Source organism: Neotamlana sargassicola, assembly GCF_020523965.1.
Lineage (GTDB): Bacteria > Bacteroidota > Bacteroidia > Flavobacteriales > Flavobacteriaceae > Neotamlana > Neotamlana sargassicola.
In genome coordinates this window covers 230,508-253,341 of record NZ_JAJAPX010000002.1, presented here as the reverse complement: position 1 = coordinate 253,341, position 22,834 = coordinate 230,508, and the positions used below count along the sequence as shown (strand labels likewise).

At 32.8% G+C, this 22,834-nt stretch carries 25 protein-coding genes; 8 read left to right on the top strand and 17 right to left on the bottom strand.

Translation table 11 applies throughout. The features are described from left to right. The first annotated feature begins 8 nt into the window (after window positions 1-8). The 5 genes from mreC to def all read left to right on the top strand — a co-directional run bounded on the left by mreC (window position 9) and on the right by def (window position 5,263). Window positions 9-821 carry a rod shape-determining protein MreC gene (mreC, locus tag LG651_RS05965; protein ID WP_226695221.1) on the top strand — a complete coding sequence of 271 codons (813 nt, stop codon included), beginning with the start codon at window positions 9-11 and terminating at the stop codon, window positions 819-821. Continuing rightward, a complete protein-coding gene (locus LG651_RS05960) occupies window positions 814-1,320 on the top strand; it encodes a rod shape-determining protein MreD (RefSeq protein WP_226695220.1) in 507 nt (168 codons plus the stop codon). Before mreC ends, LG651_RS05960 begins: the two co-directional genes overlap by 8 nt. Then, window positions 1,317-3,254, top strand: a complete 1,938-nt coding sequence (gene mrdA, locus LG651_RS05955) for a penicillin-binding protein 2 (RefSeq protein WP_226695219.1) — start codon at window positions 1,317-1,319, stop codon at window positions 3,252-3,254. The genes LG651_RS05960 and mrdA overlap by 4 nt, the downstream gene beginning before the upstream one ends. Next, complete coding sequence (gene rodA / locus LG651_RS05950; RefSeq protein WP_226695218.1) at window positions 3,254-4,531, top strand: rod shape-determining protein RodA; 1,278 nt, start codon at window positions 3,254-3,256, stop codon at window positions 4,529-4,531. Before mrdA ends, rodA begins: the two co-directional genes overlap by 1 nt. A 99-nt stretch (window positions 4,532-4,630) precedes the next feature. After that, complete coding sequence (gene def, locus LG651_RS05945) at window positions 4,631-5,263, top strand: peptide deformylase (protein ID WP_226695217.1); 633 nt, start codon at window positions 4,631-4,633, stop codon at window positions 5,261-5,263. Between the two features lie 39 nt (window positions 5,264-5,302). Here the strand turns inward: def and LG651_RS05940 are convergent, their stop codons facing one another. Next, window positions 5,303-6,355 carry an RluA family pseudouridine synthase gene (locus tag LG651_RS05940; RefSeq protein WP_226695216.1) on the bottom strand — a complete coding sequence of 351 codons (1,053 nt, stop codon included), beginning with the start codon at window positions 6,353-6,355 and terminating at the stop codon, window positions 5,303-5,305. Between the two features lie 3 nt (window positions 6,356-6,358). Then, window positions 6,359-6,916 carry a PASTA domain-containing protein gene (locus LG651_RS05935; protein ID WP_226695215.1) on the bottom strand — a complete coding sequence of 186 codons (558 nt, stop codon included), beginning with the start codon at window positions 6,914-6,916 and terminating at the stop codon, window positions 6,359-6,361. Between the two features lie 139 nt (window positions 6,917-7,055). Here LG651_RS05935 and LG651_RS05930 point away from each other — a divergent pair, with 139 nt between their 5' ends. The 3 genes from LG651_RS05930 to LG651_RS05920 all read left to right on the top strand — a co-directional run bounded on the left by LG651_RS05930 (window position 7,056) and on the right by LG651_RS05920 (window position 9,272). Continuing rightward, window positions 7,056-8,030, top strand: coding sequence for a D-alanine--D-alanine ligase (locus LG651_RS05930; RefSeq protein WP_226695214.1), 975 nt, complete (start codon window positions 7,056-7,058; stop codon window positions 8,028-8,030). Window positions 8,031-8,098: 68 nt separating this feature from the next. Then, window positions 8,099-8,554, top strand: a complete 456-nt coding sequence (gene coaD, locus LG651_RS05925; RefSeq protein ID WP_226695213.1) for a pantetheine-phosphate adenylyltransferase — start codon at window positions 8,099-8,101, stop codon at window positions 8,552-8,554. A 67-nt stretch (window positions 8,555-8,621) separates the two neighbouring features. Further along, window positions 8,622-9,272 carry a peroxiredoxin-like family protein gene (locus LG651_RS05920; protein WP_226695212.1) on the top strand — a complete coding sequence of 217 codons (651 nt, stop codon included), beginning with the start codon at window positions 8,622-8,624 and terminating at the stop codon, window positions 9,270-9,272. A gap of 56 nt (window positions 9,273-9,328) precedes the next feature. Here the strand turns inward: LG651_RS05920 and LG651_RS05915 are convergent, their stop codons facing one another. The 15 genes from LG651_RS05915 to secY form a co-directional block, all read right to left on the bottom strand. Further along, window positions 9,329-10,990, bottom strand: coding sequence for a SulP family inorganic anion transporter (locus LG651_RS05915; protein WP_226695211.1), 1,662 nt, complete (start codon window positions 10,988-10,990; stop codon window positions 9,329-9,331). 81 nt (window positions 10,991-11,071) lie between these two features. Continuing rightward, on the bottom strand, window positions 11,072-11,464 hold the full coding sequence (locus tag LG651_RS05910) for a hypothetical protein (RefSeq protein ID WP_226695210.1): 393 nt from the start codon (window positions 11,462-11,464) through the stop codon (window positions 11,072-11,074). 403 nt (window positions 11,465-11,867) lie between these two features. Further along, window positions 11,868-12,782, bottom strand: a complete 915-nt coding sequence (locus LG651_RS05905) for a dimethylarginine dimethylaminohydrolase family protein (RefSeq protein ID WP_226695601.1) — start codon at window positions 12,780-12,782, stop codon at window positions 11,868-11,870. 77 nt (window positions 12,783-12,859) lie between these two features. Next, window positions 12,860-14,149 carry a citrate synthase gene (locus LG651_RS05900; protein ID WP_226695209.1) on the bottom strand — a complete coding sequence of 430 codons (1,290 nt, stop codon included), beginning with the start codon at window positions 14,147-14,149 and terminating at the stop codon, window positions 12,860-12,862. A 178-nt stretch (window positions 14,150-14,327) separates the two neighbouring features. Next, complete coding sequence (gene eno, locus LG651_RS05895) at window positions 14,328-15,617, bottom strand: phosphopyruvate hydratase (protein ID WP_226695208.1); 1,290 nt, start codon at window positions 15,615-15,617, stop codon at window positions 14,328-14,330. 153 nt (window positions 15,618-15,770) lie between these two features. Next, window positions 15,771-16,874: a glutamine-hydrolyzing carbamoyl-phosphate synthase small subunit gene (gene carA / locus LG651_RS05890; RefSeq protein ID WP_226695207.1), complete on the bottom strand. Its 1,104-nt coding sequence runs from the start codon at window positions 16,872-16,874 to the stop codon at window positions 15,771-15,773. 66 nt (window positions 16,875-16,940) lie between these two features. Further along, window positions 16,941-17,672, bottom strand: coding sequence for a hypothetical protein (locus tag LG651_RS05885; RefSeq protein WP_226695206.1), 732 nt, complete (start codon window positions 17,670-17,672; stop codon window positions 16,941-16,943). Window positions 17,673-17,735: 63 nt separating this feature from the next. Further along, window positions 17,736-18,209 (bottom strand): 50S ribosomal protein L17, encoded by a 474-nt coding sequence (rplQ, locus tag LG651_RS05880; RefSeq protein ID WP_226695205.1) that lies wholly within the window; start codon window positions 18,207-18,209, stop codon window positions 17,736-17,738. Between the two features lie 72 nt (window positions 18,210-18,281). After that, a complete protein-coding gene (locus LG651_RS05875) occupies window positions 18,282-19,274 on the bottom strand; it encodes a DNA-directed RNA polymerase subunit alpha (RefSeq protein ID WP_226695204.1) in 993 nt (330 codons plus the stop codon). A gap of 97 nt (window positions 19,275-19,371) precedes the next feature. Then, entirely contained in the window at window positions 19,372-19,977 is a 606-nt protein-coding gene (rpsD, locus tag LG651_RS05870; protein WP_226695203.1) for a 30S ribosomal protein S4, read from the bottom strand. Window positions 19,978-20,153: 176 nt separating this feature from the next. After that, the gene (gene rpsK / locus LG651_RS05865) at window positions 20,154-20,537 is read right to left on the bottom strand and encodes a 30S ribosomal protein S11 (protein WP_044631112.1); all 384 of its coding nucleotides are present in this window, start codon (window positions 20,535-20,537) and stop codon (window positions 20,154-20,156) included. A 117-nt stretch (window positions 20,538-20,654) separates the two neighbouring features. Then, entirely contained in the window at window positions 20,655-21,023 is a 369-nt protein-coding gene (rpsM, locus tag LG651_RS05860; RefSeq protein ID WP_044631111.1) for a 30S ribosomal protein S13, read from the bottom strand. A gap of 105 nt (window positions 21,024-21,128) precedes the next feature. Beyond that, on the bottom strand, window positions 21,129-21,245 hold the full coding sequence (ykgO, locus tag LG651_RS05855) for a type B 50S ribosomal protein L36 (protein WP_013305171.1): 117 nt from the start codon (window positions 21,243-21,245) through the stop codon (window positions 21,129-21,131). 5 nt (window positions 21,246-21,250) lie between these two features. Further along, complete coding sequence (infA, locus tag LG651_RS05850; RefSeq protein WP_007094967.1) at window positions 21,251-21,466, bottom strand: translation initiation factor IF-1; 216 nt, start codon at window positions 21,464-21,466, stop codon at window positions 21,251-21,253. A 10-nt stretch (window positions 21,467-21,476) separates the two neighbouring features. After that, a complete protein-coding gene (gene secY / locus LG651_RS05845; RefSeq protein ID WP_044631110.1) occupies window positions 21,477-22,823 on the bottom strand; it encodes a preprotein translocase subunit SecY in 1,347 nt (448 codons plus the stop codon). Window positions 22,824-22,834 lie beyond the last annotated feature (11 nt).

The window sequence follows — 22,834 nt, the reverse complement described above, 5'->3', positions numbered from 1 at the left end:
GTAATTTCATGCAACAAATAATTAATTTCATAATTAGGAACAAAAACTTTTTGCTGTTCTTTTTGTTGTTCTGTTTATCGCTAGTTTTTACTATTCAATCGCACTCTTACCATAAAAGTAAGTTTATTAATTCGGCTAATTTTTTAACCGGTGGCGTTTATAATTCGTTAAACAATATAAGTAGTTACTTTAGTTTAAAATCGCAAAACTATATACTTGCCGAAGAAAACCGCCGCTTGCGAGCGCTTTTAAATAATGCCAGCATTTCTCCAGATTCTGCTTATATCGATTCAACAGCGTTTAACAAATTATACAAGTTTTATAATGCAAACGTTATTAAAAACAGTTACTCGTTAGCAGACAATATATTAACCATTAACAAAGGTAAAAACGATAGTATAAAACAAGATTTTGGTGTTATTTCATCAAAAGGAATTATTGGTATTATCGATAAAACAAGTAATAATTATGCTACGGTTTTATCCATTTTAAACACCACGAGTAAAATTAGTGCGCAGTTAAAAAAATCGAACCACTTTGGCACATTATCTTGGAATGGAAATACACCGGAAAATGTACAACTTACCGATATTCCTAAAGTGGCTAAAGTAAAAATTGGTGATACCATTATTACTTCCGGGCGATCATCCATTTTCCCGAAAAATATCGGCATTGGGGTTATAAAAGCATTTCAACTTGATGCTGCCGAAAATTATTATGAAATTGAAGTAAACCTATTTAATGACATGACTAATTTAGAGCATGTTTACATTATAGAAAACGTAAATAAACAAGAAATTACTAATCTGGAAAATGAATAACTTATTCTCTATTTATACTGTTCATTTTTTCACGCTGGTTCTTGCGCAAGTGTTAATATTCAATAATATTAACTTTTTAGGATACATTAACCCTTACCCTTATATTCTATTTATAGCCTTATTTCCTGTAAAAAATAATCGCATAATATTAATTTTTATAAGCTTTCTACTAGGTTTAAGTATCGATTTATTTCTAGATACAGGAGGCATTCATGCTGGTGCTTCAGTTTGTATCGCTTACGCACGCCCTGTAATCTTAAAATTTGCTTTTGGAACCATTTACGAACATCAAACTGTTAAATTTAATGCTGTCGATTTTGGCTCAAAACTCATGTACTTCACCTTATTAACGGCCATACATCATGTTATTCTGTTTAGTTTTGAAGTTTTTAACATTAGTAAAATAATTTTAATCCTTCAAAAAGCGTTATTCTCTAGTATATTTACTATTTTAATTAGCATATCAATAACCATAGTATTTAGTAGAAAAACACGATGAGACAATTATTACTTTTTATTTCGGTAATTACTGTTGGTATCTTATTTATTTCTAGACTCTTTTATCTTCAAATTTACAAAACCGATGCCAATAATTTGTTTGAAGACAACGCCATTCGAAAAGTTTACGATTACCCAAAACGTGGCTTCGTTTACGATCGCAACGGTAAACTTCTAGTCGCTAATCAACCAACCTACGATGTCATGATTATTCCTCGTGAGGTTAAACCACTAGATACTACAGAATTTTGTAAGCTTTTAAAAATTACAAAAGAAGATTTTAATAGAAAATACAATAAAGCTTACAACTACTCACCTCGTCTACCATCTCCATTTGTTCCGCAATTGTCAAAAGAAGACTATGCTGTTTTACAAGAAAAAATGCGAAAGTTTGAAGGGTTTTACATTCAAAAGCGCTCGCTTCGTGACTATCAAACCACTATTGGAGCAAACGTTTTAGGTGATATTGGAGAAGTAAATTACGCCACCATAAACAAAAACCCATACTACCGAATGGGAGATTTAATTGGTAAACAAGGTGTTGAAGCTTCTTATGAAGAAATATTGAGAGGTACAAAAGGAATTAAATTCATCCAAAAAGATAGATTTAACAGAAACATTGGCCCATATAAAGATGGGAAATTTGACACTATTCCAGAGCAAGGAAAAGACATTACCATTACCATTGATGCCCAACTGCAGGCATACGGTGAATTACTTATGAAAAACAAACGCGGTGGTGTTATTGCTTTAGAACCTAAAACAGGTGAAATTCTGGCCATGGTAGCTGCTCCTACCTACGATCCTAATATTTTAGTGGGCAGAAATAGGTCTAAAAACTTCACAAAGTTATATAACGATTCTATTGCAAAACCATTGTTTAATAGAAGCTTACAAGGTGTTTATGAACCTGGTTCTCCATTTAAATTAATGAACGCTTTAATAGCACTTCAAGAAGGTGTCATGGACGAAAACGAACACGTAACGTGCTACAAAGGTTACAAATATGGCAATCGTTTTATGAAATGCCATTGCAATTACGGTACAAGAAACAATATGGTAACGGGCATTCAACGGTCCTGTAACGCCTATTTTGCTACAGCCTACCGAAAAATATTAGATAAAACTGGTAATGCCTCTCAAGGCATTGATACTTGGAGTAAACACGCTAAAAGTTTCGGACTTGGCAACTTTTTAAATAACGACCTATATGTTGGGCAAAAAGGTCGTATTCCAGATCGAGATTATTACAAACACATTTATCCAAATACCTTTTATTCAACCTATACTATATCTAACGCTATTGGTCAAGGTGAGGTCGCCACAACACCTATTCAGTTGGCTAATATGGCAGCAGCTATTGCAAATCGAGGTTACTTTTATACGCCACATATTATAAAACACATTGAAGATGAAACGCTACCTGAAAATTTTACAAAACCAAAGTTTACAACCATAAACCGTGAACATTTTGAACCTGTAATTGATGGTATGCTTGCTGTTTACGAAAAAGGTACTGCTGCTTCTTTACAAGTAAAAGATATTGATATCTGTGGAAAAACAGGTACCGTTGAAAACTTTGCTATAATAGATAGTGTTAAAACACAACTTACAGACCATTCTATTTTTGTTGCTTTTGCACCAAAAGACAACCCTAAAATTGCTATTGCTGTTTTTGTTGAAAATGGGTATTGGGGAAGTCGATTTGCGGGTAAAGTTGCAAGCTTAATGATTGAAAAACATATTAAAGGCGAAATAACTAGAACCGATCTAGAAGACTGGCTACTTCGACACACCCTTGAAGATGAATATGCCAAACCATATTCTGGCGAACCTTTTAAAATTAATGGCTACACGACCTTGCAAACCGTAGATGAAAAAATCTATTGGCAACTAAAACAAAAGCTAAACCTATTAAATAACACCGAAGATTAATGGTTAGAGATACTAACAGACATTTTAAATTCGATTGGATTACAATTTTTCTTTTCTTTCTTTTAGTGGGTTTTGGTTGGCTCAATATTCTATCAGCTTCACATGTTGGTACTGATATAGATTATTTCGATTTAAGCCAACCTTATGGAAAACAACTTGTTTTTATTTTTTTAAACCTTATACTTATTGTGTTGGTTTTAGCTATCGATGCTAAATTTTACGAACGGTTTGCTAGTATTATTTACATCGTTTCTATGTTAAGTTTAATTGGCCTTTTTATTTTCGGTAAAAATGTAAATGGCGCTACTTCCTGGTATGGTATAGGCAGTTTCACCATTCAACCAAGCGAATTTGCTAAAAGCGCCACCGCATTGGCTATTGCCAAACATTTAAGCGACTTAAATACTAATATAAAAACCTTTAAAGACCAGTTACGTACATTTGCCATTATTGGTATTCCAGCAATTTTAGTGTTACTTCAAAACGACACAGGAAGTACCATTGTTTATGGCGCGTTTATTTATGTTTTATTCCGCGAAGGTCTACCTAAAGTGTATTTAATAACGGCATTTTCTGCTTTAATTTTAGCTATTTTATCTTTAAAGTTTGGATTTATAATTACATCTGTTATTTCTACTATAATTATAATTGGCGTTTATTACTTCAATAAAAAACGTATTCGAATTTACCAAGCTGTATTTTTAGTTGTAGTCGCTATTTCAATAGCGTTTGGTGTAAAATTTTTCTATCAGAGTATTTTACAACCACATCAACAAGACCGAATAAGTTTATGGCTACGTTTAGAAAAAGATCCTGCTAAACTTGAAGCCATGAAAAAAACCTTCGCCTATAACCTTAACGAATCTGAAAAAGCTATCAGTTCTGGTGGATTTACTGGAAAAGGTTTTTTAGAAGGCACAAGAACTACTGGTAAATTTGTTCCCGAACAACACACAGATTATATTTTTAGCACCGTGGGTGAAGAATGGGGTTTTCTGGGCAGTACTTTTGTAGTGGTTACTTTTGTATTATTACTTCTTAGAATTTTACACCTTGCCGAAATACAAAAATCGCAATTTAGTCGTGTTTATGGCTATAGTGTAGCTGCTATTATTTTTATTCACTTTTTTGTAAATATTGGCATGGTTATGGGGTTAATTCCAACCATTGGTATTCCTTTACCTATGTTTAGTTATGGTGGGTCAGGGCTTTGGGCTTTTACCATTTTATTGTTTATTTTTATTAAATTAGATTCTAATAGAATAAACGAATGGTAAACTGCAATACGTAAATATTTTACTTGCAATTAACCATATTACCTAAATACATAACTACTCTAAGTTATAGCATTGTTTAATTATAATTCCCCTAAAATTATGAAAACTGTTTATGCCTCCATATTTTTAATTTTAATACTATCATCCTGCTCCATAGCCAAAAGTTCTGTTAAAAATGCCTTTTCAAACAAAGAATTAAAACTTATTAACTCCGGTACAAGCAACATGCCAATGCGTGTATATAAAATTACTAATAAAACCGACTCTTTACTTCTGCGAAAAAAAAGTAGCTACATTAATCCGGAACCAAAAAATGAAGCTTTACAACTTTTTGTTAAACGCCTTTATGCCACAGTTACTGACAGTACCTCTTTAGGAGTTGGCATTGCTGCACCGCAAGTTGGTGTTTTAAAAAACATAATTTGGGTACAACGATTAGATAAGGAAAATTCACCTTTTGAAGTTTATTTAAACCCTAAAATAATAGAATACTCTCCCGATAAACAAACGGTTACAGAAGGCTGCTTGTCTATACCTAACAGAAAAGAAACCTTAAACAGTAGTTCACAAATTATAGATATTGAATACGACGCTTTAAATGGGCAACACAAAATTGAAACTGTTGAAGGTTTTGTAGCTGTAATTTTTCAGCATGAAATCGATCATTTAAATGGCATTCTTTACTTAGATCACTTAAATAAAGAAATTAAAGATTCTAAAACAAAACAATAAAAACATCAATAAACAGATTGAGGTAATTATAGTAAAAGCTTAATCATCATCACTTAAATCTTGATGCTTTGCATAGCCTCTCCACTTTTCTATACAATTTGCAATATCTTCGGGAATTTCAGAATTAAATCGTAAAAACTCACCTGTTTTTGGGTGTTTAAAGCCTAGAGTTTTTGCATGTAACGCTTGCCTTGGTAGTACTTTAAAGCAATTGTCTACAAACTGTTTATATTTTGTAAACGTAGTTCCTTTTAATATTTTTTCGCCACCGTAACGCTCATCATTAAACAAAGTATGACCAATATGCTTCATGTGTACACGTATTTGGTGCGTTCTTCCTGTTTCTAGCTTACATGCTACCAAAGTAACATAGCCTAAACGCTCTAAAACTTTATAATGGGTTACAGCTGGCTTACCTTTATCGGCTTCATCTCCTAAAAAAACGGTGTTTTGCAATCGGTTTTTCGGGTGCCTTCCAATATTACCTTCAACAGTTCCTTCATCTTCTTCAATGTTTCCCCAAACCAAAGCCACGTATTCGCGCTCGCTAGTCTTTTCGGCAAACTGTAGCGACAAATGCGCCATAGCTTCTTCGGTTTTAGCAACTACAAGTAAACCACTTGTATCTTTATCTATACGATGTACTAAACCTGGACGGTCGCTTGAATTATTAGGTAAATTTTCAAACCTATAAATTAAGGCGTTAATTAAAGTTCCGGAATAATTTCCATGCCCTGGATGCACAACCATACCCGCAGGTTTATTTACAACAAGTAGGCTATCGTCTTCGTAAACAACTTCAATATCAATATCCTCACCTACCAATAAGTTTTCGTGTGGCGGGTGCGTAAATAAAACACGGATATTATCCAGAGGTTTTACTTTATAATTTTGCTTTACGGGTATACCATTAACGTATATACTTCCGTTTTTAGCAGCATTTTGAATTTTATTGCGCGTAGCGTTTTCAACAAAATTCATTAAATATTTATCTATTCGAAGTGGTTTTTGTCCTTTTTCAACAACAAAAGCATGGTGTTCGTATAAATCGTTTTCATCTTCTTCAGAGAAATTATCTACCGTATGTTCCATGTATTAAGGTCTATTTCCGTTACCAAGAACTAAATCTATAACCGAAGTTTTTGCAAGTTTTTCTCCAGCTTCTAAAGGTTTTCCTTTATGAGATAATTTTAAAACAACATCTTTACCTAAATTATCTACATAACTAATTTTTCCTATTTTAAAACCTAAAGCTTCAAGTGTTGGTTTTACTTGACGGAATGTTTTATCTATTAAACCGTCTGGAACTCTTATTTTTCGGTACCCCGACGGGTTTAAAGTGATGTAAATTTTGCGATCTTTTTTAACTTTTGCTCCAGCAATAGGGTCCTGCTCAATTACAGAAAATTTAGGATAATCTGGATTATAATTCGCTGAATCTTGAATTTGCATCACCAAATTATTATCGCCTAACTCTACCTGCGCTACACTAATTGATTTTCCTTTTAAATCTGGAACTGTTTCAAAATCACCATGGTTTGTCGATACATTTAACCATTTTAATAATATAAAACAAAGCACGACTAATACAAGTACAGCTAATGCTATTTGTTTTAAAAAGGTTTTACTGAAAAGGAATTTTACAAAACTCATCTATTAATTTTTCTATCTAGCAAATATATAAAAACCCAAGTGTTTTTTCTTTTGCATATTATAGGTTATTTTAGCTATAACTAATATTACATACGTTTTATTATACATTTTAGACCAATACATAACTATTAATATATAAATGAAAAAAAATATAGCCATAATTATGGGCGGATATTCTAGTGAATATCAAATTTCTTTAAACAGCGGTAACGTAGTTTACGAAGTTTTAGATACTAAAAAATACAACCCTTACCGCATACATATTTTTAAAGAAAAATGGGTTTATGTTGATAACAATGAAAACGAGTTCCCAATAAACAAACACGATTTTTCGGTTACTGTGAATAATGAAAAAATAACTTTCGATTGTGTTTTTAACGCCATTCATGGTTCGCCAGGAGAAGATGGTTATATGCAAGGTTATTTGGAATTGTTAGGCATTCCACACACCAGCTGTAACATGTACCAAGCCGGAGTTACCTTTAATAAACGTGATTTTTTAAGTATTTTAAAGCCTTATGGTATAAAAACAGCCGAATCGTTTTATTTAAACTTGGGTGATGAAATAAATGAAGCTGAAATAATCAAAAAAGTAGGCTTACCATGCTTTGTAAAAGCCAATAAAGCAGGAAGTAGTTTTGGAGTTACCAAAGTACATAAACAAGAAGATTTACAAAATGCAATTGATGTCGCTTTTAAAGAAGACGACGAAATTATAATTGAATCGTTTTTAGATGGCACCGAGGTTTCTATTGGCGTTATAACTTATAAAGGCGAAACCAAAGTATTGCCAATTACAGAAATTGTTAGTGAAAACGATTTTTTCGATTACGAAGCAAAATATTTAGGTAAATCCCAAGAAATAACTCCAGCCAGATTAACTAAAATACAAGAAGAAAATGTTATAGCTGTCGCTAAAAAAGTATACGAAGTTTTAAAAATGAAAGGCTTTAGCCGAAGCGAATTTATTTTTAAAAACGACGAACCTTATTTACTTGAAATGAACACCGTTCCTGGCTTAACCAAAGCTAGTATTTTACCACAACAAGCCACCGCGGCTGGAATTAGCATGAGTGATTTATTTGATAATGCCATTGAAGAAGCCTTTAAATAAAAATTATGGGTTTAGTAAAATAAAACATTAAAACTAACATTTCTAATTAGTTAGAAATTTACATAAATATGAAACGAGCAATTTTCCCAGGGTCTTTCGATCCATTAACCTTAGGTCATCACGATATTATTACACGTGGTATTCCTCTTTTTGATGAAATTATTGTTGCTATTGGTATTAATGCCGATAAAAAATACATGTTTTCGTTAGAAGAACGCAAGAAATTCATTGAAGAAGCTTTTAAAGACGAACCTAAGATAAAAGTAACTACTTATAAAGGTTTAACGGTGGATTATTGTAAGGCTATGGACGCTGAATTTATTTTACGCGGATTAAGAAATCCTGCCGATTTTGAGTTTGAAAAAGCCATTGCTCACACCAACCGAAGCCTTTCGGAAATTGAAACCGTATTTTTATTAACTGCATCTCGAACCTCCTATATTTCATCGTCTATTGTACGTGATGTAATTAGAAATAAAGGGGATTATACCTTACTTGTTCCAGATAGCGTTCGGGTAAAGTAATATGTGAATTAAATGCTAAAATCTCACTCCAGCCTTAATTTATAATTATCTTGCCACAAAAAAACGCATGAAAACATTAAGAGAGCAAACCGATGCTAAAATAGCTGCAGGACGTAAAGCTAAACCAAGTTTTATGGCTGGCGTTGATGAAGTAATTAGTAAAGCTAAAGCTTTTGAAGAAGGCGCTGATGCATTAAAAGTTGGAGAAAAAGCTCCTGATTTTAATTTACCTAATGCAAAAGGCGATACTATTTCTCTATATAATTTATTAAACAACGGGCCTGTTGTGTTAACCTTTTACCGTGGTAGTTGGTGCCCTTATTGTAACTTACAACTTCGAGCTTTACAAGCGAAATTAAACGAAATTGAAGATTTAGGAGCCACTTTAGTTGCGGTTAGTCCAGAAGTACCAGACGGGTCGCTTACAGAGAATGAAATGAGCAATATGGAATTTACTGTTTTGTCTGATCAAGATGCTAAAACAGCTAAAAACTATGGTGTTGCATGGGAAGTTCCTGAGTTTTTAATGGAACATATGCGCGTAGATAGAAATCTTGATTTAAAAGAGATAAATAACGGTAATGCAAATGTGTTGCCTATACCAGGAACCTTTATTATTAATAAAGAGGGTATTGTTACATGGAACTATGTTAATGTTGACTACAGAACCAGATCTGAACCTGATGAAATTATTGAAGCTTTAAAGGCTTTGAAATAGCAAATCAATTCCTAATAGAAATAAAAAAAGCATCTTTAAAAGATGCTTTTTTTATATTATAATTTATAATGCGATAATGGTTTAGGGAATTGTTCTGGATTTGCTGCTAAATGATAGCGCGGATCTTCAACATCTTCAATAATCACCTCTTTAAATTTAGGACTGGATTTATAAAGAAGTACTTTGCAATCTTCACTTAAATGCTTCAACTTTATTTTTTTTCCGGCTGCTTCATATTTTTCAACTAAATTAAAAATAGCTTCAATAGCAGAATGATCGCTTACTCTTGATTCTACAAAATCAATTTCCACCTTGTCTGGATCTGTTTTCACATCAAACTTTTCATTAAATGCCTGAATCGACCCAAAAAATAATGGTCCCCAAATTTCGTAAACTTTTGTACCGTCTTCTCGCATGCGCTTTCTAGCTCGAATACGTTTAGCATTTTCCCAAGCAAAAGATAAGGCAGAAATAATAACCCCAACAAAAACAGCCACGGCTAAATCTACAAAAACAGTAACTAACGATACTGTAATTAATACAACAGCATCAGATAAAGGTATTTTCTTTAATATACGAAAACTAGACCAAGCAAAAGTTTCGATAACCATCATAAACATAACGCCTACTAAAGCAGCAATGGGCACCATTTCAATAAGTTTATCTGCAAAAAGAATAAACGATAATAACGTAACCGCCATCATAATTCCAGATAATCTTCCGCGTCCGCCAGCATTTATATTAATAACAGTTTGCCCAATCATTCCACAACCTCCGGTTCCACCAAATAACCCAGACATAATATTTCCGGCGCCTTGGGCAACACATTCACGATTTCCGTTTCCTCTAGTTTCGGTTATTTCATCTACTAAATTCATAGTCATTAAAGTTTCAATTAAACCAACCGATGCCGCTAAAAATGCAGGTAGTGCAATAAACTTTAAAGTGTCAAAATTTATAGGTAAGTTTTGCCAAAGCTCGATATTGGGTGTAGGAAACTCGCCTTTTAAACCTGTTCCGCCACCTTCAATAATATACGAACCAACTGTAGTAACATCTAAATTAAAACCAATTACAATTAGCGAAGTAATTATTATAGCCGTTAAGGCTGCTGGTAACTTTTTGGTTAATTTTGGTAAACCCCAAATAATTCCCATAGTTAAAAGCACTAAGCCAATCATGGTGTAAAGCTCCGTACCTTGCATGTAATGACTAATATATTCTTTTACTCCAGCACTAGAAACTTGCAACGTTTTATGTGAAAACATTTTTACCTGTGCCATGAAAATTACGATAGATAAACCGTTTACAAACCCCATCATTACAGGATGCGGAATTAAACGAACAAATCGTCCTAGTTTTAAAACACCTGCTAATATTTGAATAATTCCCATAAGAATTACACAAGCCATTAAATAGAAGAAGCCCATGTTTTCTATTGGTGTATCCATAAGCATGCCCTTGGTGTGCCCTTCGGCAATCATGTGAACAAAAATTACGGCTACCGCACCAGCTGCTCCAGAAATTAAACCTGGACGACCACCAAAAATAGCTGTAATTAAACCAATTATAAAAGCCCCAGATAATGCCATTAAAGGATCGATTTGAGCCACAAAAGCAAAGGCCACTACTTCAGGAATCATAGCCAAGGAGACTGTTATTCCGCTTAAAATGTCGTTTTTAACGTTTGGACGCTGCTTTCTAAAAAAATTTGTCATGACACGATATTTATTGTTGCAAATTTAAGCTTAAAATACGGCCACACAAACCAACCAAAAATTAAATGAGTAAGATTTAAACTATAACGTTTGAGAAACCGTATCTAGCCCTTTTTTTAACCATGAAATAGCTTCATCTCTATCTCTAAATGATTTGATATTCCACCCTTTATGATTATTTATACTTTTTAATGTATCGATAGCTAATAAACTAGCAGAAGACCAAACCATAACACCTATTGCATGAATTTCGCTTAAATCACAAAATATTTGCTGTGCACCATAAGTGTACGAGTAAGAATTTATTTTATTTATTAAAAGACTAAATGGCGGTTTTAGGACAGTTAATAAAAAGTCATGGTATTCATCTACCATAATTTCATTAAAAATTATTCCTTCGTTTACTATCACTTCCGCCAAATTGGGCTCTAATACATTTATAGTTCCGAAAGAAAGCTTGTAACTAATTTTCATTAAAAATTTTAATTGAGAGAATTTTGAAGTTAGATTAATTTGAAACAGAACTAAGTTAAACGTTTTACCAACTTTTTAATCGTATTTTATTTTTTTTTGTTAAAAGCCGCATCTTTTCGTTAATAGTAAAATCTACTAATAATTTACTTACATAATTAATAATGCTGATGATTTTATAAAAGATTGACCATAATTAGTCATCTTTGGAAGATACCGCTAAATTAAATATATCCATTATTTGATTAAAAAAGAGATTGCTTTTTACTTACCGGCAAATTAGTTTAATAAGTATTGGCATAGGCCTTACCAAACATGTTTTATTCAGCTACATTAATAACTTTCTTTTAACACGTTTTGATTTGTTTAATTTAGGAATATGTTATGCTTAGAGATTTTAAGTACCCTAATCTCTAATTAATGGTAAAGTAGAACAACGCAGTAATCCTTCTTGTTTAGCAATTTCGGCATAAGAAACTTCTTCTACTATAAAACCTTCAGAGCGAAGCCAACTGTTTAACCTTGTAAAGTTTTTTTCTGAAATTATAACCTCTTCAGAAATGGAAAATACATTACTGTTCATATGATACATTTCCTCCTTAGTTATTTCGAAAATATTTTTAATTCCGAAGAAATTAATTAGCCAATTATATTCTTCTTCTATTAAAAATCCATTTTTATGAATTATAGCTTTACCTTTTCCTAGTGGTTGAAAACAACAGTCCAAATGCAAAGCATTTTCTTTAGCATTAGTATTAGATTTTCGAAGCTCGAACGACTTAACTATTTTATTAGGAAACAATTCTTGTATAGCCAAAACAGCCGCCCTATTGGTTCTTGCTGTAATGTAATTGGGGTAATCTGCTCCAGAATAAGTGCCAATAAAAATATATTCATTCCACGGCATAACGTCTCCACCTTCTACGTGACAATCTTCTGGAAGTATAATTCTATTTTCGGGTGCCACTTTATCCCAAACATGCTTAATGGCTTCAACTTCGGCTTCTCGATTTGGCAAAATATTAGCTCGAATTATTTTATCTTCAATAACAAAAGCAATATCTCGAGAAAAAATTTGATTGCAATCTTTTATAACCTCTGGCCTAAAAACTTGCACATTATACTTATTAAAAACATTTGCAACTTCTTCTATTTCTTGCACCATAGCTTGCTCGGTAGGATAAGTACCGGCTTTTACATGTTCTCTACTTTTAGGATCGTAGCAATCTTCGAGCTTTGGTACAGGACCATTGCTTGCTGCTGTTCCTAAAATAACTGCGCGCAATCGAGATGTTTCGTTTTTAATATTTAGTTTTAACATATTGTAAATATAAAAAAGCTTCATAAGAACTGACTTATGAAGCTTTATATTTTAAAGTTTTATTTTAAAACTAATTTTTATCTGTCGGCAATAGCCTTAAAAGCTCTTTCATTTTCACCAATATAAACTTGTCTTGGACGTCCAATTGGTTCTTTACGTAAACGCATTTCTCTCCATTGTGCAATCCAACCAGGTAAACGGCCTAATGCGAACATAACTGTAAACATATCAACTGGAATACCCATAGCACGATAAATTATACCTGAATAGAAATCGACGTTTGGATATAATTTTCGATCTACAAAGTATTGGTCTTCTAAAGCTTCTTTTTCTAAACCTTTAGCGATATCTAAAATTGGATCTTGAACACCTAAATCTCCTAAAACTTCATCGGCAGCAACTTTAATAATTTTAGCTCTAGGATCGAAATTTTTATAAACACGATGTCCGAAGCCCATTAAACGGAAAGGATCGGCTTTGTCTTTAGCTTTTCCCATGTATTTTTTTGTATCGCCACCATCTTCTTTAATAGCTTCAAGCATTTCTAATACCGCTTGGTTTGCACCTCCGTGAAGTGGTCCCCAAAGCGCAGAGATACCTGCAGATAAAGACGCAAACAATCCAGCATGCGAAGAACCAACAATTCTTACTGTAGAAGTAGAACAGTTTTGTTCGTGATCGGCATGAAGAATTAATAGTTTATCTAAAGCGTTTACTAAAATTGGATTTTGTGTATACTTATCTTCATTAGGTTGTTTAAACATCATTTTTAAAATGTTTTCAACGTATCCTAAAGATGAATCTCCGTAATAAAGCGGCAACCCTAATTTTTTACGCATAGTCCAAGCAACTAAAATTGGGAATTTACCTAATATACGAACAATAGCGTTGTACATTTCTTCTTCAGACTCAACGTTAACAGAAGACGGGTTAAATGCCGTTAATGCACTTGTTAATGAAGACAAAACCCCCATTGGATGCGCAGATTTTGGAAAAGCATCTAAAATCTTTTTCACATCATCATCAACAACAGCATGCTTTTTAATATCTGCATGAAATTTATCTAATTCGGCGGTTGTTGGAAGATCTCCAAAAATTAAAAGATATGCTACTTCTAAAAAATCGGCTTTTTCTGCTAATTCTTCAATGCTATAGCCTCGGTACCTTAAAATTCCTTTCTCACCATCTAAAAAGGTAATGCCACTAACACAAGATCCTGTATTTTTATAACCAGGATCGATGGTTGTTACACCACCAGTAGTGCCTCTAAGTTTCGAGATATCTATTGCAACTTCATTTTCAGTTCCTGTGTATAACGGGAACTCATTTTTTTGCCCGTTAATTTCAATTGTAGCAGTATTTGCCATGTTTAATTTAGTATTATTTTAAGTTTTATTTTGCCGAACGCTAAAGTACAAAATTAGGTTCGATTTTTAAAGATATATTAATATTGGTTTACCAATTTTTTGTATTGCTACAAAAAAGAGCATAAAAAAAGCGATTATTATAATAATAACCGCTTTTTAGTATAAATTTTAAGTTGTTTTACTTTATTTTAAAAGCATTTTTACCTGGAAAATAAGCAACGTCACCTAATTCTTCTTCGATACGTAATAATTGGTTGTATTTTGCCATACGGTCACTACGTGAAGCAGAACCCGTTTTAATTTGGCCAGTGTTTAATGCTACTGCTAAATCTGCAATAGTATTATCTTCAGTTTCTCCAGAACGGTGAGACATTACAGAAGTATAACCAGCGTTATGCGCCATATTTACAGCGGCAATAGTTTCGGTTAAAGTACCAATTTGGTTTACTTTAATTAAAATTGAATTTGCAATACCGTTATCTATTCCTTTAGATAAACGCTCTACGTTTGTTACAAATAAATCGTCGCCAACTAATTGTACTTTATCTCCAACAAGTTCGGTTAAATATTTCCAACCATCCCAGTCGTTTTCATCCATACCATCTTCAATAGAAATAATAGGATATTTTTCTACTAATTCGGCCAAATAATCTGCTTGTTCTTTACTTGATCTTACAACGCCTGTTTCTCCTTCAAACTTAGCATAATCGTATTTTCCATCAACATAAAACTCTGCCGAAGCACAATCTAATGCTATCATTACTTCATCTCCAAATTTATAACCAGCATTTTCAACAGCTTTTGCTATAGTTTCAATAGCATCTTCTGTACCATCTAAAGTTGGTGCAAAACCACCTTCGTCGCCTACAGCTGTACTTAAATTACGGTCGTGTAATACTTTTTTAAGGTTATGAAAAATTTCGGTTCCCATTTGCATAGCGTGCGTAAAGTTTTTAGCTTTAACTGGCATAACCATAAACTCTTGGAATGCAATTGGCGCATCACTATGTGAACCTCCATTAATAATATTCATCATTGGTACAGGTAATGTATTTGCAGAAACACCACCAACATATCTGTATAAAGGTAAACCAAGCTCTCCTGCGGCTGCTTTAGCTACTGCTAAAGAAACACCTAAAATGGCATTAGCTCCTAATTTTGATTTATTAGATGTACCATCTAATTCAATCATTATTTTATCTATTAGGTTTTGCTCGAAAACCGAAACACCTAATAATTCCTGAGCAATAATAGCGTTAACATTTTCAACAGCTTTTAAAACACCTTTACCCATATAGGTATTACCACCATCTCTTAACTCAACGGCTTCGTGTTCTCCTGTTGATGCACCAGATGGCACTGCGGCTCTACCTAAAACATCGTTTTCTGTTACTACATCTACTTCTACAGTAGGATTTCCTCTAGAATCTAAAATTTGTCTTGCGTGAACATTAACTATTACACTCATAATTAGTTTATTTTAATCTTAATTTTATTCAAATTTACGTTTTAATCTTGTTATTATTTCATGCTTTACAAAAGAATTTCATAAAAACATATCGATAACGTTTTAGTAATAAAAAAACCTCAAAAACAACGAACTGCTTTGAGGTTTTTTAAACTATTTTTTAATATTTTCTATAAATTGATCGAACAAATACGACGAATCGTGTGGTCCAGGACTAGCCTCTGGGTGATATTGTACCGAGAAACAATTTTTATCTTTCATGGCAATACCTGCAATGGTATTATCATTTAAATGCACATGAGTAATTTCTAAGTCTTTATTTGCTTCTGTTTCTTCTCTATTAATGGCGAATCCATGGTTTTGAGAAGTAATTTCACCTTTACCCGTTATTAAATTTTTAACTGGGTGATTTATACCACGATGCCCGTTATACATTTTGTAAGTAGAAACACCATTAGCTAATGCAATAACTTGATGACCTAAACAAATACCAAATAATGGTAAGTTCCTTTTTATAATTTCCTTGGCTACTTCCTGAGCTTCAACTAACGGTTCTGGATCTCCAGGTCCGTTTGACAAGAAATAACCATCTGGCTTAAACGCTTCTAAATCTTCGAATTTAGAATTATAAGGAAACACTTTAATATAAACATCTCGTTTTGCAATGTTACGTAATATGTTAGTTTTAATTCCAATATCTAAGGCTGCCACTTTATAAGTTGCATTTTCGTCGCCGTAATAATATGGTTCTTTAGTTGACACTTTTGAAGCCAATTCTAAACCTTCCATATTTGGCACTTCAGCAAGTTGTTTTTTAAGACCTTCGATATTATCAACTTCTGTTGAAATTATGGCATTCATTGCACCATGCTCTCTAATATAACTTACAAGTGCACGTGTATCAACATCTGAAATTGCTAAAAGGTTATTTTTATTTAAAAATTCTTCTAATGACGCATCGGCTGCATCCCTTGAATAATCGTAACTAAAGTTTTTTACAATTAAACCTGCAATTTTTACAGAGTTCGATTCAACTTCATCTGTATTTGTTCCATAATTTCCGATATGGGCATTTGTTGTAACCATAATTTGACCGAAATACGAAGGATCTGTAAAAATCTCCTGATAACCAGTCATTCCTGTGTTAAAACAAACTTCGCCAAATGCAGTACCTTGTTTGTTTGCTACTGCCTTACCGTGAAAAATAGTGCCATCCGCTAATAGAACTATGGCCTTTTGTCGTTTTTGATATCTCATTTAAAAAAAAGTTTCACAAAATTGATAAAAAAAAAGGACAAACTAAAATAGTTTATCCTTTCTTTTTTAACTTTTAATAGAAAAATAATAACTGAATATTTTTTTGACATCGGATATTTCGTTGTATTTCAACTTCTCCTTTTTGGCAAAACTTTTAACCTGACTTGTGTAATTACTTTGAATCAATTTTAAAACCCCTGATTTTTTCAATTTAATAGGTTTTATTTTTTCGTCAGCAACTGTTCTTAAGTAAAACTCTTTTTCAGATGCATATTGTTTTGGCGTTAAATACTGCTTAGTTAACGGGTCCATACTACCAGGAGTTATTTTAATCTTATATTTTGATAACAATGAAAAACTATTTTCATCTAATAATACTTGATAGAAGTCGTCGGTATTTAATTCGTTACTATGAAATGGCTTAAAAACCAGCAAATCAATAGCTATTTGTTTTAACTTGTTAATTTCTGGGCTTAAAACAAAAATAGAATCGTCATCAAATTTAACCTCAAATCTTTCATCTTTAATGTTATAGTTTACAGCATCAATAACAAAAGTTTTTTCCCCAAACCATATTTTAGCCTGTTTATTCCACTGACTAAATAAATATGGAGTTCCCTCAATATTATTACCGTCTCTATCATTAAAATTAGTATGATAAGTTGTTGCTTTCATACCAGAAAACAAGCTTGATGATTCCCTAGAATTACCTCCTAATCCATTTGTTCCTAAATTAGTTTGAGCTAAACAATTTAAGGTTCCAAAAAGTACTAAATAGCATGTGATTTTTTTTAACATATATTACAGTTTTTAATTAATAAAAAAAAGATAAGCTTTTGGCTTATCTTTTTAAATTCCGTTTTATTCTTCTTCGTTTGAAGCTTCCGTTTCAACTGGAGCAGTTGCAGCAGGTTTAGAACCGCCTCGTCTACTTCTTCTTGTTGATTTCTTCTTAGGCTTGTCTGCGTTGTAAATTTCGTTATAATCTACTAACTCAATCATCGCCATATCGGCATTATCACCTAAACGATTTCCTAATTTAATAATACGTGTATAACCACCTGGTCTGTCGGCCACTTTTGTAGCTACTTCTCTAAAAAGTTCGGTAACAGCATCTTTTTGTCTTAAGCGAGACATAACAATACGTCTGTTATGTGTTGTATCTTCTTTAGACTTTGTTACTAACGGCTCAACAAATTGTTTTAAAGCTTTTGCTTTTGCTACAGTAGTGTTAATACGTTTGTGCTCTATTAAAGAACATGCCATATTAGCTAACATTGCTTTTCTGTGAGCTGTTTTTCTACCTAAATGGTTTACTTTTTTTCCGTGTCTCATGACTTTTGTTTTAAACCTCTATCTTGCTACTATATCCTGTTAGGAGAGCAAATTATAAAGGAGTTAATAAAATTAATCTTTATCTAATTTATATTTGCTTAAGTCCATTCCGAAGTTTAAACCTTTAACGTTTACTAATTCTTCTAGCTCGGTTAAAGACTTTTTACCAAAGTTACGGAACTTCATTAAGTCGTTTTTATTGAATGATACTAAATCTCCTAAAGTATCTACTTCTGCAGCTTTTAAACAGTTAAGTGCACGTACAGATAAATCCATATCGACTAACTTAGTTTTCAGTAACTGTCTCATGTGAAGTGATTCTTCATCATAAGTTTCAGTTTGTGCAATTTCATCAGCTTCTAAAGTGATACGCTCATCAGAGAATAACATGAAGTGGTGAATTAATGTTTTAGCAGCTTCTGTTAAAGCGTCTTGTGGCGTGATTGAACCATCTGTAAAAATTTCAAAAACTAACTTTTCATAATCAGTTTTCTGTTCTACACGATAGTTTTCAATACTATACTTAACGTTTTTAATTGGCGTATAAATTGAATCTGTAAAAATAGTTCCTATTGGTGCAGAAGCTTTTTTATTTTCTTCGGCAGGAACATAACCTCTACCTTTTTCAATTGTAATTTCAAGATTTAAATTAACCTTAGGATCTAAGTTACAGATTACTAATTCTGTGTTTAATACTTGGAAACCTGAAATAAACTTTTGAAAATCGCCAGCAGTAATACGGTCTTGACCAGAAATTGAAATTGAAACCGATTCATTATCGATATCATCAATTTGTCTTTTAAAACGTACTTGCTTTAAATTTAAAATAATTTCAGTAACATCTTCTACAACGCCTGCGATGGTTGAGAATTCGTGATCTACACTTTCGATGCGTACCGATGTAATTGCAAAACCTTCTAAAGAAGATAATAACACACGTCTTAATGCGTTACCAACTGTTAAACCATAACCTGGTTCTAGTGGTCTGAATTCGAATTTACCTTCGAAATCAGTAGAATCGATCATGATTACTTTATCAGGCTTTTGAAAATTAAATACTGCCATAGTTTTTCTTCGTTTTAATTGTTATTTGGTTGCGCGGTTTATAAGTTTGAAGAAGTACGAATAAACCCTTTGGCCAAATACCAATGATTGTTAATTATTATTTAGAGTATAATTCGACAATGAATTGCTCGTTAATGTTTTCTGGAATCTGAATTCTTTGAGGAACAGAAACGTAAGTTCCTTGTTTGGTATCGTTGTTCCAAGTAATCCACTCAAAAACATTACTTGAGTTCGCTAATGATCTTTCAATAGCTTCTAAAGATTTAGATTTTTCTCTTACAGCAACAACATCACCAGCTTTTAATTGATAAGAAGGAATGTTAACCAATTCACCATTAACTGTAATGTGTCTGTGAGATACTAATTGTCTTGCACCACTTCTTGTTGGAGCAATTCCCATACGGAAAACAACGTTGTCTAATCTAGATTCACAAAGTTGTAATAAAACTTCACCAGTAATTCCTTGTGCAGCTCTAGCTTTTTTAAATAAGCCTCTAAATTGACGCTCTAAAATACCGTAAGTATATTTAGCTTTTTGCTTTTCCATTAATTGGATAGCGTATTCAGATTTTTTACCACGACGACGGTTGTTTCCGTGTTGCCCAGGAGGGTAATTTCTTTTTTCGAAAGACTTATCGTCTCCAAAGATAGCTTCGCCAAACTTACGAGCTATTTTAGTTTTAGGACCAGTATATCTTGCCATTTTAAAATTAAATTATGAGAGAATTTGTGAATTAAGGTCTTAATCTTATCCTTCGACAAACGTATTTCTCTCGTTGATACTTGTTTATATTATTTTTTTCGGTTTGCAAATGTACATAAAAAAACAAATATCAGCTATAAATAGCTGATATTTATTTAACTTACATTAAAATGTAATTATACTCTACGACGTTTTGGAGGACGACAACCGTTATGTGGTAATGGAGTTACGTCGATAATTTCTGTAACTTCGATACCTGCATTATGGATTGAACGGATGGCAGATTCTCTACCATTACCTGGTCCTTTAACGTATACCTTTACTTTCTTTAAACCTGCTTCCGAAGCTACGCCTGCAGCATCTTCAGCAGCTAATTGCGCTGCATAAGGTGTGTTTTTCTTTGAACCTCTAAATCCCATTTTACCGGCAGAAGACCATGAAATAACGTCTCCATTTTTATTGGTAAGTGAGATAATGATATTGTTAAATGATGCTGTAACGTGAGCTTCACCTACAGACTCAACAATAACTTTACGTTTTTTTGTGCTTGTTTTTGCCATATTCTTTTAGTTTTTAGTTGCTAGCTTTTAGTTATTGGAATCCTAAACTTTTACATTTCAAACAGATTCTTCTAACGTCCAAATACTAATGAACTAATGACTGTTAAATTATTTTACTTATGCTTTTTTCTTGTTAGCAACAGTTTTTCTTTTACCTTTTCTTGTTCTAGAGTTATTCTTAGTACGTTGTCCTCTTAAAGGAAGCCCCGCTCTGTGACGAATACCTCTATTACAACCGATATCCATTAAACGCTTAATGTTTAATTGAGTTTCAGAACGTAACTCACCTTCAATAGTAAAGGCTGCGATAGCTTCACGAATACCGCTAATATCATCGTCAGTCCAATCTTGAACTTTGGTACTTTCATCAACTTTAGCTGTAGCTAAAATTTCTTTTGCTCTGCTTCTACCTACACCGTAGATATAAGTTAAAGAGATAACTCCTCTTTTGTTTTTTGGTATGTCTACACCTGCAATTCTTGCCATATTGATTTTAGTTTTTAGTTGTTAGCTTTTAGTTGTTAGAATCCTAAACATTTCTATTTCAAACAGATTCATCTAACGTCTAATTACTAATGACCATTATTTTTTTTATCCTTGTCTTTGCTTAAATCTAGGATTCTTTTTGTTAATTACGTAAAGTCTACCTTTTCTACGCACTATTTTACAATCTGCGCTTCTTTTCTTTACTGATGCTCTTACTTTCATGAGTCTTAGTATCTATAGGTTATACGAGCCTTAGTTAAATCATAAGGACTCATTTCTAATTTTACTTTATCCCCTGGTAATAATTTAATATAATGCATACGCATTTTACCAGATATATGCGCAGTCACAATGTGACCATTTTCTAATTCTACACGAAACATTGCATTAGATAATGCTTCAATAATTGTTCCGTCTTGCTCTATTGCTGCTTGTTTTGCCATAGTATAATAATTAAGCTACTGCCTTTCTATTTTTACCAGTTTTCATCAAACCATCATAGTGTCTATTTAACAAATAAGAATTTATTTGTTGCATAGTGTCTATAGCAACCCCGACCATAATTAACAAGGATGTGCCACCAAAAAACATAGCCCATGTTTGTTGAACTCCCATAAGTTTAACTATAAATGCAGGGAATATTGCAATTAAAGCTAAAAATATAGAACCTGGTAAGGTAATTTGAGACATGATTTTATCTAAATACTCCGAAGTTTCAGAACCTGGACGGATACCTGGAATAAAACCACCGCTACGTTTTAAATCGTCGGCCATTTTATTAGTTGGAACCGTAATTGCCGTATAAAAATATGTAAACACAATAATTAATAAAGCAAATGTTAGGTTGTATGTAAATCCGAATAAATCAGAATAATTTGTAGTTAACCATGCTCCAAAACTGGTATCTTTTAAAAAAGAAGATCCTCCAATTAATCCAGGCACAAACATAATAGCTTGAGCAAATATAATTGGCATTACACCAGAAGCATTTAATTTTAATGGTATGTACTGTCTAGAACCAGCAACTGCCGCCTTTTCGTAACCTCCAGTAGCCGTTCTTCTTGCATATTGAACCGCAATTTTACGAACACCCATTACTAACATAATAGATGCTAATATTATTACAAACCAAATTACAAGTTCGAAAAGAATTAACATAACGTTATTACCTTCTAATCTAGTAGCTGCGTTTTGTAAAAATGCTTGTGGTAAAGTAGCGATAATACCAACCATAATTAATAATGAAATACCATTACCAATTCCCTTATCGGTAATTTTTTCACCTAACCACATCGCAAAAATACATCCCGTTACTAATATAGAAACAGAAGAGAAATAAAAAGTAAATCCAGTTCCTAATAAAAAGGCGCTCTGAGGAATACCTAATGCGGGTAAACTAGCTAAATAACCTGGTGCTTGTAATAAACAAATAGCGATGGTTAACCAACGTGTTATTTGTGTTATTTTTTTCTGACCACTAGCTCCTTCTTTTTGTAATTTTTGTAAATAAGGAATTGCAATTCCCATTAATTGAACAACAATAGAAGCAGAAATGTAAGGCATAATACCAAGTGCAAATACCGATGCATTTGCAAACGCTCCACCTGTAAACGCATTAAGTAAGCCTAATAAACCGCTATCTGTACTATCAGATAAGCCGCCTAATTGAGCAGCGTCAATACCAGGTAAAACTACTTGAGCACCAAATCGATAAACTAATAATAACGTTAAAGTAACTACTATACGGTTTCTTAGTTCTTCAATTTTCCAAACATTTTTTATTGATTCTATAAACTTCATACTTATAAAAT

Excerpts from the sequence above, each read along its gene's own strand:
- rpsK (WP_044631112.1), bottom strand. The coding sequence starts at position 20,537 with ATGGCAAAAACAAGCACAAAAAAACGTAAAGTTATTGTTGAGTCTGTA.
- mrdA (WP_226695219.1), top strand. The coding sequence starts at position 1,317 with ATGAGACAATTATTACTTTTTATTTCGGTAATTACTGTTGGTATCTTA.
- LG651_RS05930 (WP_226695214.1), top strand. The coding sequence starts at position 7,056 with ATGAAAAAAAATATAGCCATAATTATGGGCGGATATTCTAGTGAATAT.
- LG651_RS05885 (WP_226695206.1), bottom strand. The coding sequence starts at position 17,672 with ATGTTAAAAAAAATCACATGCTATTTAGTACTTTTTGGAACCTTAAAT.
- LG651_RS05900 (WP_226695209.1), bottom strand. The coding sequence starts at position 14,149 with ATGGCAAATACTGCTACAATTGAAATTAACGGGCAAAAAAATGAGTTC.
- LG651_RS05960 (WP_226695220.1), top strand. The coding sequence starts at position 814 with ATGAATAACTTATTCTCTATTTATACTGTTCATTTTTTCACGCTGGTT.
- def (WP_226695217.1), top strand. The coding sequence starts at position 4,631 with ATGAAAACTGTTTATGCCTCCATATTTTTAATTTTAATACTATCATCC.
- LG651_RS05935 (WP_226695215.1), bottom strand. The coding sequence starts at position 6,916 with ATGAGTTTTGTAAAATTCCTTTTCAGTAAAACCTTTTTAAAACAAATA.
- eno (WP_226695208.1), bottom strand. The coding sequence starts at position 15,617 with ATGAGTGTAATAGTTAATGTTCACGCAAGACAAATTTTAGATTCTAGA.
- LG651_RS05910 (WP_226695210.1), bottom strand. The coding sequence starts at position 11,464 with ATGAAAATTAGTTACAAGCTTTCTTTCGGAACTATAAATGTATTAGAG.
- coaD (WP_226695213.1), top strand. The coding sequence starts at position 8,099 with ATGAAACGAGCAATTTTCCCAGGGTCTTTCGATCCATTAACCTTAGGT.
- ykgO (WP_013305171.1), bottom strand. The coding sequence starts at position 21,245 with ATGAAAGTAAGAGCATCAGTAAAGAAAAGAAGCGCAGATTGTAAAATA.
- LG651_RS05915 (WP_226695211.1), bottom strand. The coding sequence starts at position 10,990 with ATGACAAATTTTTTTAGAAAGCAGCGTCCAAACGTTAAAAACGACATT.
- LG651_RS05920 (WP_226695212.1), top strand. The coding sequence starts at position 8,622 with ATGAAAACATTAAGAGAGCAAACCGATGCTAAAATAGCTGCAGGACGT.
- secY (WP_044631110.1), bottom strand. The coding sequence starts at position 22,823 with ATGAAGTTTATAGAATCAATAAAAAATGTTTGGAAAATTGAAGAACTA.
- rodA (WP_226695218.1), top strand. The coding sequence starts at position 3,254 with ATGGTTAGAGATACTAACAGACATTTTAAATTCGATTGGATTACAATT.
- mreC (WP_226695221.1), top strand. The coding sequence starts at position 9 with ATGCAACAAATAATTAATTTCATAATTAGGAACAAAAACTTTTTGCTG.
- LG651_RS05905 (WP_226695601.1), bottom strand. The coding sequence starts at position 12,782 with ATGTTAAAACTAAATATTAAAAACGAAACATCTCGATTGCGCGCAGTT.
- LG651_RS05940 (WP_226695216.1), bottom strand. The coding sequence starts at position 6,355 with ATGGAACATACGGTAGATAATTTCTCTGAAGAAGATGAAAACGATTTA.
- infA (WP_007094967.1), bottom strand. The coding sequence starts at position 21,466 with ATGGCAAAACAAGCAGCAATAGAGCAAGACGGAACAATTATTGAAGCA.
- LG651_RS05875 (WP_226695204.1), bottom strand. The coding sequence starts at position 19,274 with ATGGCAGTATTTAATTTTCAAAAGCCTGATAAAGTAATCATGATCGAT.
- rplQ (WP_226695205.1), bottom strand. The coding sequence starts at position 18,209 with ATGAGACACGGAAAAAAAGTAAACCATTTAGGTAGAAAAACAGCTCAC.
- rpsM (WP_044631111.1), bottom strand. The coding sequence starts at position 21,023 with ATGGCAAGAATTGCAGGTGTAGACATACCAAAAAACAAAAGAGGAGTT.
- carA (WP_226695207.1), bottom strand. The coding sequence starts at position 16,874 with ATGAGATATCAAAAACGACAAAAGGCCATAGTTCTATTAGCGGATGGC.
- rpsD (WP_226695203.1), bottom strand. The coding sequence starts at position 19,977 with ATGGCAAGATATACTGGTCCTAAAACTAAAATAGCTCGTAAGTTTGGC.